Here is a 3,346-nt window from a genome sequence, read left to right on the forward strand (position 1 = left end):
CCCGTCCTCTCCGGCCAGGGTCGGCGTGGGGAGAGCCGGTTCGGGGGGCACCGGCACGGGGGGAGCCGCCGCCAGGGGCCGTTCGACCGCCGGCTCCGGTCCGGACTCGACGGGCGCGTCGGCGTCGCGCGGCCCGGCCGGGCGGTCCTCGGCGGCGACCGCCCGGACGATCCCCGCATCGATCAGATCAAGCCCCTCGACCGCGCAGTGCAGCAGCACGCGCCCCGCAAGCTGGTTCAGCCTTCGCGGCACGCCACCCGATGCACGGTACAGCGCGGGGAACGCGTCGTCCGCGAAATCGGGCCGGCCCCGCCAGCCGACGAGCGACAGGCGGTGCGCGACATACGCCTCCACCTCGTCGGGCTCCATGGGATCGAGGTGATGAGTCGCGATCACCCGCTGGCGCAACTGTTCCAGCCGGTCCGACCCGTGCAGCCGGTCGCGGAACTCGGGCTGGCCGAGCAGGAAGATCTGGAGCAGCGCGTGGCCGCCCGCCTGGAAGTTGGAGAGCATCCGCAGCTCCTCCAATGCGGAGGTGGCCAGCGCCTGCGCCTCGTCGACCACCAGCAGCGTGCGCCGGCCGGTGCGCGCGACGGCGTGCAGCCCGCGCTCGACCAGCGCCAGCAGCTCGGCCTTGCTCCTGCCGGCCGGCTCGATGCCGAGCCCGGCCGCGACGATGCGAAGCAGGTCGTCCGCCTCGACCTGGGTCGAGACGATGCGGATCGGGTTGAGGCGGGCCGCGTCGATCCGCTCCATCAGATGGCCGACGAGCGTCGTCTTGCCCGCGCCGATGTCGCCGGTGATGACGATGAACCCCTCCCCCTGCGCGAGGCCATAGCCAAGATAGGACATCGCCTTGCGGTGGGTGGCGGTCTCGAACCAGAAGCGCGGATCGGGCGTCAGCTGGAAGGGTCGGCCGTCGAGCCCGAAATGATCCTCGTACATCGTCTTTCCGATCAGAACTGGTATCGCGCGCCGACCAGCGCCTGGGCCGACAACTGGTCGAGGTAATGCTGCTGGTCGAAGTAGTAGAGGCCGAGCTGGGCGGTCGCGCCCAGCCGTCCGAAGCTGCGCGTATAGGCGCCGGTGGCGCCCGTCCCGAAGACGTCGCCCGACGAGCCGTTCGCGCCCGGAACCGCGCTGTCGTACCAGTTGGCGAAGACGCTGGCGTCGAACGTCGAGCGCCGGTCGATCCGGCGGCTGTACAGACCCTGGACATAGTAGCTGTCGTTGTCGAGGCCGTACAGCGACAGGCCGGGCGCCGTGCGCGGCGAGAACAGGCGCCGGTTGCTGTACCCCGCGCCGACGCCGAACCGGTTGTAGCCGCGGCTCGCGCTCAGCACAGCGTCGACGCCCCGCGCGCGGTAGCCGGCGGTGGTGATCGACTGGAACACGTCGTTCAGGCACCCGCCCGCGCCGCCCGCCCCGGCGCCGTCGCCATAGACGCAGCCGTTGAACTGCTGCCCGAAACTGTCGCGCTGCACGACGAAGCTGGTCGGCAGGCCCTGCAACCCGTGCCGCAACTGGTGCCCGAACGTCTCGATCCCGTCATAGGCGGCGGCGCGGAACGTCAGGCTGCGATCGATCTTCCAGTCGAACTCGCCGGTGTAGCTGGTCGAGTCGTACTGGTGCGCGACCGTCGCGGTCAGCGAGGTGCGCGGGCTTGGCCGCCACACGACGCCCGCATCGTAGATCAGGCCGTCAGTGTCGTAGGCGATGCGGCGCGGAGAGGCCTGGTCGGTCACGAACCGCCCGTTGCGGTCGGTGAGCGGCGTGCCGGCCGCATCGAGGGCCGCGTCCTTCTGGCTGATCTCGACATGCTGATAGCCCACGCCCGCCGTCACCGCGAGCGTGCCGGTCAGCGGCATCAACACGTCGCCGCGGCCGAAGTAATCCTCGTATCTCTGCGACAGCTGGCCCGCGGTCTCGCGCGCATAGCCGCCCGACAGGGTGACGCCGAACGGCAGGACGCGCCGCGGCGCGATCCCGGCGGAGACCGTCGCCTCGTGGCCGGTCGAGTCGCTGAGATAGTCGAGCCTCGGCGATCCTGGCGCGAGTCCGGCTACACCGGGCGCCTCGACCCTGGTGTAGCCGAAGCGATAGCTCGCGCCGAGCTCGACCGGCCCCGCATGGGTCGACAGCGTCGGCCCGGCGTAGAGCGAGTATAGCTGGGTGACGTTGCTCGCATCGGCGGTATCGGTGATCGCGGGCGCCGCGCCGCGGACGTCGATCCGCGTGCGGGTCGCGATCGCTCCGGCCTCCAGCGTCAGCGGGCGGGCGACCCGGTAGGACAGCCGGGCGAGGCCGGTCTGGATGTCGTTGTCGCCATAACGGCCCTGCTCGGCGATCCGCCGCTCGTAGCGATAGCTGACCTGGCCCTGCGCCCGGGCGGTGGCGATCGACGCGTCGAGGCCGGCGGCGACCTGCGCGTAGGCGACCGTGTCGTCGCGGTTGAGGTCGGCGACGACCGCCTGGTCGAGCTCGATATAGGCGGTCGCGCGCGCGCGGGCGTGGACCGGCGCGGGCGCCGCCGGATCGGACCGGGCGTCCTGCGCCAGCGCCGCGACGGGCACGACCAGCGCCGTCGCCGACAGGAGGAGAAGGCTACGCACGTTCATTCTCCCTGGCCGTAATAGCTGCCGAAGCGGTTTCCGCCCGGCACGAAGGACACCGAATTGAGGATCAACTGGATCTCATTGCAGCCATCGAGCAGCTGCACCGCGCGGCGGACCTCGCTCTCGGTCGTGCGATCGGCGCGCACCACCAGCATGACCTGGCCGACATGCAGCGCCAGCACGGAGGCGGGCGAGGCGGCGAGCGCGGGGGGCGAGTCGAACAGGATCAGCCGGCGCGGGTCGGCGGCGAGCAGCCGGTCGAGCACCTCGCCCGTCCGCCGACTGGCCAGCAGCTCGGTATCGCCGTGGCTCTTGGCGCCGACCGGCAGCAGCGACAGGTGCGGCACATCCGTCCGCACCACCAGCGCCTCTGGATCGAGCAGGGGATCGGCGAGCGCGTCGAGCAGGCCCGGTCCGTCGTCCAGGCCCAGCTTGGCCATGACGTCGGGCTTGGCGAAATCGGCGTCGACCAGCAGCACCTCGGTCTCGCGCTCGGCGGCGACGGACAGCGCGAGGTTGATCGCGCACCACGTCTTGCCGTCGCCCGGCCGCGCGGAGCCGACCAGGATCGTGCGCGCGGGCACGCCCGACAGCCTGGCGGCGGTCAGCAGAAGCTGGCGCTTGATAAGGCGGAACTCCTCCGCGAGGCTGCCGACCGGCGCGCCGGGGACGATCATCCCCATCTGCGCGAGCCGCGCCCGGTCGATCGCCTCCACCCGGCCGCCGGCGCG

The 3,346-nt window shown here is 71.8% G+C and carries 3 protein-coding genes; all 3 read right to left on the bottom strand.

Going from position 1 to position 3,346, the window contains the following annotated elements:
• A partial coding sequence (locus HUU95_RS11625) for an ExeA family protein (RefSeq protein ID WP_174280257.1) occupies nt 1-945 on the bottom strand: 945 nt, incomplete at its 3' end.
• Between the two features lie 11 nt (nt 946-956).
• Nucleotides 957-2,618 carry a hypothetical protein gene (locus tag HUU95_RS11630; protein ID WP_174280258.1) on the bottom strand — a complete coding sequence of 554 codons (1,662 nt, stop codon included), beginning with the start codon at nt 2,616-2,618 and terminating at the stop codon, nt 957-959.
• Nucleotides 2,615-3,346 (bottom strand): chromosome partitioning protein (locus HUU95_RS11635; RefSeq protein ID WP_174280259.1); only part of this gene is annotated, 732 nt, incomplete at its 5' end. The genes HUU95_RS11630 and HUU95_RS11635, both read right to left, overlap by 4 nt.

The organism is Sphingomonas bacterium, from assembly GCF_903643065.1.
Classification (GTDB): Bacteria; Pseudomonadota; Alphaproteobacteria; order Sphingomonadales; family Sphingomonadaceae; genus Sphingomonas.